This is a genomic window from Nonomuraea sp. NPDC001684 (genome assembly GCF_053596515.1).
This window is the reverse complement of record NZ_JBSFGJ010000490.1, coordinates 1-6,538: the sequence shown is the minus strand read 5'-3', so window position 1 is coordinate 6,538 and position 6,538 is coordinate 1. Positions and strand designations below refer to the sequence as shown.

General features: G+C 70.7%; 6 protein-coding genes. All 6 read right to left on the bottom strand.

The features are described from left to right. Window positions 1–28: 28 nt before the first annotated feature. The 6 genes from ACWCSD_RS44825 to ACWCSD_RS44800 all read right to left on the bottom strand — a co-directional run bounded on the left by ACWCSD_RS44825 (window position 29) and on the right by ACWCSD_RS44800 (window position 6,397). On the bottom strand, window positions 29–1,075 hold the full coding sequence (locus ACWCSD_RS44825; protein WP_357984925.1) for an ABC transporter substrate-binding protein: 1,047 nt from the start codon (window positions 1,073–1,075) through the stop codon (window positions 29–31). Next, window positions 1,072–2,079: an ABC transporter permease gene (locus ACWCSD_RS44820; RefSeq protein WP_397164437.1), complete on the bottom strand. Its 1,008-nt coding sequence runs from the start codon at window positions 2,077–2,079 to the stop codon at window positions 1,072–1,074. The genes ACWCSD_RS44825 and ACWCSD_RS44820 overlap by 4 nt, the downstream gene beginning before the upstream one ends. Next, window positions 2,079–3,563, bottom strand: coding sequence for a sugar ABC transporter ATP-binding protein (locus ACWCSD_RS44815; protein WP_397164435.1), 1,485 nt, complete (start codon window positions 3,561–3,563; stop codon window positions 2,079–2,081). Before ACWCSD_RS44815 ends, ACWCSD_RS44820 begins: the two co-directional genes overlap by 1 nt. A 12-nt stretch (window positions 3,564–3,575) precedes the next feature. After that, window positions 3,576–4,733: an ROK family transcriptional regulator gene (locus ACWCSD_RS44810; RefSeq protein WP_358288897.1), complete on the bottom strand. Its 1,158-nt coding sequence runs from the start codon at window positions 4,731–4,733 to the stop codon at window positions 3,576–3,578. A 178-nt stretch (window positions 4,734–4,911) separates the two neighbouring features. Beyond that, the gene (locus ACWCSD_RS44805; protein WP_449924530.1) at window positions 4,912–5,784 is read right to left on the bottom strand and encodes an SDR family oxidoreductase; all 873 of its coding nucleotides are present in this window, start codon (window positions 5,782–5,784) and stop codon (window positions 4,912–4,914) included. Between the two features lie 55 nt (window positions 5,785–5,839). Then, window positions 5,840–6,397, bottom strand: a complete 558-nt coding sequence (locus ACWCSD_RS44800; protein ID WP_449924527.1) for an MBL fold metallo-hydrolase — start codon at window positions 6,395–6,397, stop codon at window positions 5,840–5,842. Between the last annotated feature and the right edge of the window lie 141 nt (window positions 6,398–6,538).

The window sequence follows — 6,538 nt, the reverse complement described above, 5'->3', positions numbered from 1 at the left end:
GTGGTCTTGTCTGACATGCAACCCCCGATCAGGATTCGAATCCGAGCGCCAGATACTTGTCGACGTTCTCCTTGGTGATCGTCTCCGACGCGAGGGTGATCGACTGGGGAACCTGATTCTCCACGAGGTCACTCATGCCCTTGCCCTGCGCGATCAACCTGGCGAGCCTGATGGCCGAGGAGGCCATCGTCGGGCTGTAGGTGACGGTGGCCTTGAGCACCGACGTGCCGGCCTGGATCTCCTTCATGGCGTTCAGCGAACCCGCGCCGCCCACCATGACGAACTCGTCGCGGTTGGCCTCCTTGATGGCGGCCAGCACGCCGACGCCCTGGTCGTCGTCGTGGTTCCACAGGGCGTCGATCTTCTTGTGCGCCTGCAGCAGCGAGGTCGCCACCTGGTTGCCGGTCTCGACGGTGAACTTGGCGTCCTGCTTGGCCGTGACGCTGAACCCGTACGTCTTCAGCGCGTCGGCGAAGCCCTTGCTGCGGTCCTGGGTCAGCGGCAGCGTGGCGATGCCCTGGATCTCGACGATCACCGGGTTCGCGACGCCCTTGTCCTTGAGCTGCTTGCCGATGTAGTGCCCGGCCGCGACGCCCATGCCGTAGTTGTCGCCGCCGATCCACGTCCGGTAGGCCAGCTTGTCGGGGAACACCCGGTCGAGGTTGATGACCGGGATGCCCGCCTGCGTCGCCTGCAGCGCGACCTGGTTCAGCTGCTGGCCGTCGTTCGGCAGGATGACCAGGGCGTTCACCTTGGCCGCGATCAGCGACTCGACGGCGGAGATCTGCTGGTTGATGTCGTTGGTCGGCTCGACGGCCTTGAAGTCGACGTCGCCGTACTGCTTGGCCGCGCTCTCGGCGTTCTTGGCGATGGCCGCGATCCAGCCGTGGTCGGCGGCCGGCGCGGAGAAGCCGATCGTCACCTTCTGGCCGGGTTCGTCGTTGCCGCTCGCGGCGGGGGCGGGCGCGGGCGCCGCCGACGAGGGAGCGGCCGCCGGCTCGTTGCTGGTGCAACCCGCCGCTAACAGCACAGCCCCGCCGACGAGGAATCCCCTGCGCGCGACGTTCTCACTCATGATGCTCTCGCTTTCAGGTTCCGCCGCTGGAGAAGGACGGCGACGACGATGATCAGGCCCTTGGCGATCAGCTGGTCGCTGGTGTTGAGCCCGTTGAGGATGAACAGGTTCGTGATGAGGGTGAAGATCAGCAGGCCCAGGATCGAGCCGATGATCGTGCCCCGGCCTCCGGTGAGCAGGGTGCCGCCGATGATGACGGCGGCGATGGCGTCGAGCTCGTACAGGTCGCCGTGGGTGGACGAGCCTGTCGTCGTACGGGCCATGATGAGGATCGCGGCGACGCCGCAGCAGAAGCCGGACAGGGCGTACAGGAGCATCGTGTGCCTGCGTACGTCGATGCCGGCCAGCCTGGCCGCCTCGGGGTTGCCCCCGACCGCGTACGTGCGGCGGCCGAACGTGGTGCGGTTCAGGACGATCCACCCCAGCACCACGACCAGGGCGAACACGTAGACCAGCAGCGGGATGCCGAGCAGCCGCGTGGTGGACAGCTGCACGATGCCCTCGACCTGGATGAGCTGCGTCTTCCTGTCGGACATGCGCTGGGCCAGGCCGCGGGCGGCCACCAGCATGGCCAGGGTGGCGATGAACGGCACCATCCGCCCGTAGGCGATCAGCAGCCCGTTGACCAGCCCGGCCCCGGTGCCGACGAGGATCGCGCAGACGGCCATCACCACCGGCCCGTACGACTGGGTGGCCAGCGTGGTCGCCCAGACCGAGGCGAGGGCCATGACGGCGCCGACGGACAGGTCGATGCCGCCGCCGATGATCACGAACGTGGCCCCGACGGTGATCACGCCGATCGTGGCGGCCAGGGCCAGGATGCTGACCAGGTTGGAGGTGGTGGCGAAGTTGTCGAACCGGGTGACCAGGCCGACGACCACGAGCAGCGCCAGCGCGCCCAGCAGGCCGAGGTGGCGGATCTCGGCGACCCCGTTCAGCAGGGACGGTCTCGGCCGGGCGACCCCGGCGGCGGGTCGTTCGGGCGCCTCTATGGGCTCGCTCATCACGCGGCCCTCCCATCCATGATCATGTCCAGTACGCGGTGCTCGTCCAGGCCGGCCGCCTCGCCCTCGTGGATGACGGCGCCCTCGCGCAGCACGAGCACCCGGTCGGCCAGCCCCAGCACCTCGGGCACCTCGCTGGAGACCAGCAGCACGCCGATGCCCTGGTCGGCCAGGTCGCGGATGACGGCGTACAACTCGGCGCGGGCGCCGACGTCGACGCCGCGGGTGGGCTCGTCGAGCAGCAGCAGTCTGCGTCCGCCGAGCAGCCAGCGGGCGAGCACGGCCTTCTGCTGGTTGCCGCCCGACAGGGTCCTGATCGGGCGTTCGGGGTCGGGCGGGCGGATGTCGAGGAGCTGGGCCAGGCGGGCGGCCTCGGCCCGTTCGCGGCCGCGGTCGATCCAGCCGAACCTGGCGAACTGCGGCAGGGTGCCGAGCGTGATGTTGGCGGTGACGCTCTGGTCGAGCAGCAGGGCCTGGGCCTTGCGTTCCTCGGGGGCCAGGCCCATGCCCTGCCGGACGGCGCCGGTCACGCGGCGGCGGGCCGGGCGGCCGGCGAGCGTGACGCGGCCGGAGGCGGGCCGGGCTCCGTAGACGGCCTCCAGGATCTCGGAGCGTCCGCTGCCGACGAGCCCGGCCAGTCCGACGATCTCCCCGGCGCGCACGGAGAAGGAGACGTCGGCGAAGACGCCGGGCGCGGTCAGGTTCTCCACGCGCAGCACCTCCTCGCCGGGCGGCCGGGTGGGGCGGGGCGGGAAGACGTACTCGACGTTGCGGCCGGTCATGAGGGAGACGATGCGGGCGGTGGGCGTGTCGCGGGCGGGCAGGCCGACGGCGACGGTGCGCCCGTCCTTGAGCACGGTGACGCGGTCGCCGATCTCGCGGATCTCCTCCAGCCGGTGGGAGATGTAGACGACGGCCACGCCCTGGGCGGTGAGCTCGCGGATGATGCGGAACAGGTTGGCGACCTCGTCGTGGGCCAGGGCGGCCGACGGCTCGTCCATGATGATCAGGCGGGCGTCGTGGGAGAGGGCGCGGGCCATCGAGACGACCTGTTTGGCGGCCGGTGAGAGCCGTCCGACCTCGGTGGAGGGGCGGATCTCGCCGTGGCCGAGGCGTTCCAGCACCTCGCGGGCGGCCCGGCGGCCGGCCTGGCGGTTGACGAACCCGAAGCGGGCGTGCTCGTGGCCGAGGAAGATGTTCTCGGCGACGCTGAGGCCGTCGACCAGGTCGAGTTCCTGGTAGATGGTGGCGAAGCCGAGCCGGATGGCGTCGTTGGGGCTGGTGGGCCGGACGGGCGCGTCGTTGAAGACGATCGTGCCCTCGTCGGGCTGGTGGACGCCGGCCAGCACCTTGATCAGGGTGGATTTGCCCGCGCCGTTCTGGCCGAGCAGGCAGTGGACCTCGCCCGCCCGTACGTCGAGATCGACCCCGTCGAGCGCGCGCACGCCGGGGAACTGCTTGACGATGCCCTTCATGACCAGCATCGGGGGTCCCCTTCAGGCGTTGACGATGCGGTTGATGTTGTCCGGTGACAGGTAGTGCTCGATGGCGAGCAGGCCCGCCCCGAGAGCGGCGGCGTTGATCCCGGTGCGGCTCGGGGTGATGGACAGGTGGTGGGTGGCCAGCGGCAGCGACCGGCGGTAGATGGTCTCCCTGACGCCGGCCAGGAGGTGCTCGTGGACGCGGGACAGCGCGCCGCCGATGACGATGACCTCGGGGTTGAAGAAGTTGACCAGGCCGGCCAGCACCTCGCCGATGAGCCGGCCGGCCTCCCTGACCAGCCGCAGCGCCTGGGTGTTGCCCGCCTGGACGAGCGCGACGACGTCGGCGCCGGTCTCGGCGGCCAGCCCCAGCTCGGCGAGCCGGCGGGCGATGGCGGCGCCGCCGGCCACGGCCTCCAGGCAGGCGCTGTTGCCGCAGCGGCAGCCGGCGTCGTCGTGGCCGCTGACGCGGATGTGCCCGATGTCGCCGGCCGAGCCCTGGGCTCCTCTGTGGAGCTTGCCGTCGGCCACGATGCCGCAGCCGATGCCGGTGCCGACCTTGACGAACAGCAGGTGGCTGGTGCCGGCGAAGGCGTTGCGGTGCTCGCCGAGCGCCATGACGTTGACGTCGTTGTCGACCAGCACCTGGATGCCGTCGAAGTATTCGGGGACGGGGTAGTCGTTCCAGCCGGGCATGATCGGCGGGTTGTTGGGGCGGCCGGTGGCGAACTCCACCGGGCCGGGCACGCCGATGCCCATGGCGCGCAGCGCGGCGCGGGGCCGTCCGGCCTCGCCGAGCAGCCGGTCGAGCCGCTGGTCGACGTGGGCGAGCACCTTGTCGGGGCCCTCGCCGATCTCCAGGGGGTCTTCGCACTCGGCCAGCAGCCCGCCGGTCAGGTCCATGAGCGCGACCCGGCAGTGGGTGGCGCCGAGGTCGACGCCGGCGAAGGCGTGCTCCTCGGTGTGCAGGCGGAGCTGGCGCGGGGGACGGCCGCCGGTGGACTCGCCGCTCTCGGTCTCCTCGACGAGGCCGCGCTCGATGAGCGCGTCGACCCGCTGGGAGATCGTGGATCTGGCCAGTCCGGTGAGGCGCGCGAGATCGGATCGGGTGGTCGCCGATCCGGCGCTGATGAGCGTCAGGACGTCGGCAGCCGAGCCCGGCTGGGGGGTCATGCGGGAACAATAAGATCACTCATGCGGCAAATCAAGAGTCTGATTCGACCGAACCTCGCGGACTTATGCCGAAGATCGAACAAAGCCTGGCATGAGACGTTCGCCGGAACCCTCCCGAACGCGCGGAAGCCGGCCACCGCCCCGGCGGGCGATGACCGGCTTCCGGCAGGCTCCGGCGCTAGAGCATGGCCTTCATCGAGTCGCCGGCCGTCAGCACGTACGGCTGCTCGGCCATCACCGAGCCCCAGTTGTCGGCGATCGCCTCGGGGGTGAGGTCGTCGGCCTTCCAGCCGGGCCCCTCAGCCACGAACACGCGGGCCACCCGCCCGCCGCCGACGGTGAACACCTCCCCGCTCGACTCGCACGAGTCGTGCACGAGGTAGGCGACCAGCGCGCTCACCCGCTCGGGCGTGAACTTGGCCTCGAACTCGGCCGGCAGCAGCGCCTCGGTCATCCTGGTCCAGGCGATGGGGGCGATGGCGTTGGCCTTGATGCCGTTGCGCGCGCCCTCGATGGCCAGCGTCTTGGTCAGCCCGACCAGGCCCATCTTGGCGGTGGAGTAGTTGGCCTGGCCGAAGTTGCCGAACAGGCCGGCCGGGCTGGAGGTGTTGACGACGCGGCCGTACCCGGCCTCCTTCATCAGCGGGTAGGCGGCCTGGCTGACCAGGTACGACCCGCGCACGTGCACGGCCAGCACGCCGTCGAAGTCCTCGACGGTCATCTTCCCGAACGACTTGTCCCGCAGGATGCCCGCGTTGTTGACGACGATGTCGATCCGGCCGAACGCGTCGACGGCCGTCTGCACGAGCGCCCTGGCGCCCTCGGGGGTGGCGACGTTGTCGGCGTTGGCGACGGCCTGGCCGCCGTTCTTGGTGATGAGCTCGACCACCTCGGCGGCGGGGCCGGTGGAGGCGCCGGTGCCGTCGAGCGCGCCGCCGAGGTCGTTGACCACGACCTTGGCGCCCCGCTCGGCGAGCAGGAGCGCGTGCGCCCTGCCGAGGCCGTGTCCGGCGCCCGTGATGATCGCGACCCTGTCATCGAACCGAAGCATCGAACCTCCAGAGCAAGAGAACAACATTCTGGTAGGAGTACGATAACCGACCGGCTCAGGCGCGTCTCCAGAGCTCGGGCTCGCCCTCCTCCCGGCGTACCCTGCCCCGTCCGGCCAGCCATACCAGGTGGGCCAGCGTCTCGTTGTTGGCCGCCCGGCGCATGAACGGCGGGATCGTCTCCCAGGGGCGCGACCAGCTCAGCCGGGTGGCGACGTCCCAGCAGGTCACGCCGTCGTCCTCGCCGACGACCCGTTCGATCTCGGCCAGCCGCTCGTCGTGGTGCGCCAGCACGTGGTCGACGCGTCCGGCCAGTTCCAGGAAGCGGTACTCGTGGCCGGGCAGCACCTCGTCCACCTCCAGCTCGCGGACGGCGGCCAGCGAGCCGAGGTAGTCGGCCAGCGGGTCGGGGCCCGACTGGGGGTGCACGGCCACGATCGGGGTGATCTTCGCCAGCACGTGGTCGCCGGAGAGCAGCAGCCTGCGCTCCGGCGAGACGAAGCACAGGTGGCCGGGCGTGTGGCCGGGGGTCCAGACGGCCCGCAGGTCCCAGCCGGGCAGGTCGAGCTTCTCGCCGTCCTCGATCAGCCGGTCGGGACGGGCCATCGTGACCATGTGCCTGATCATCATGGAGGCCCCGGCCAGCTCGTCCAGGCTCAGGTCGGGCACGCCGGAGCGCCGGTTGTCCACCGCGGCATGTCCAAGCGGGACGGCATGAACAAGGCCGTCGAGCTGATGGACAAGGTCCGCATCCCG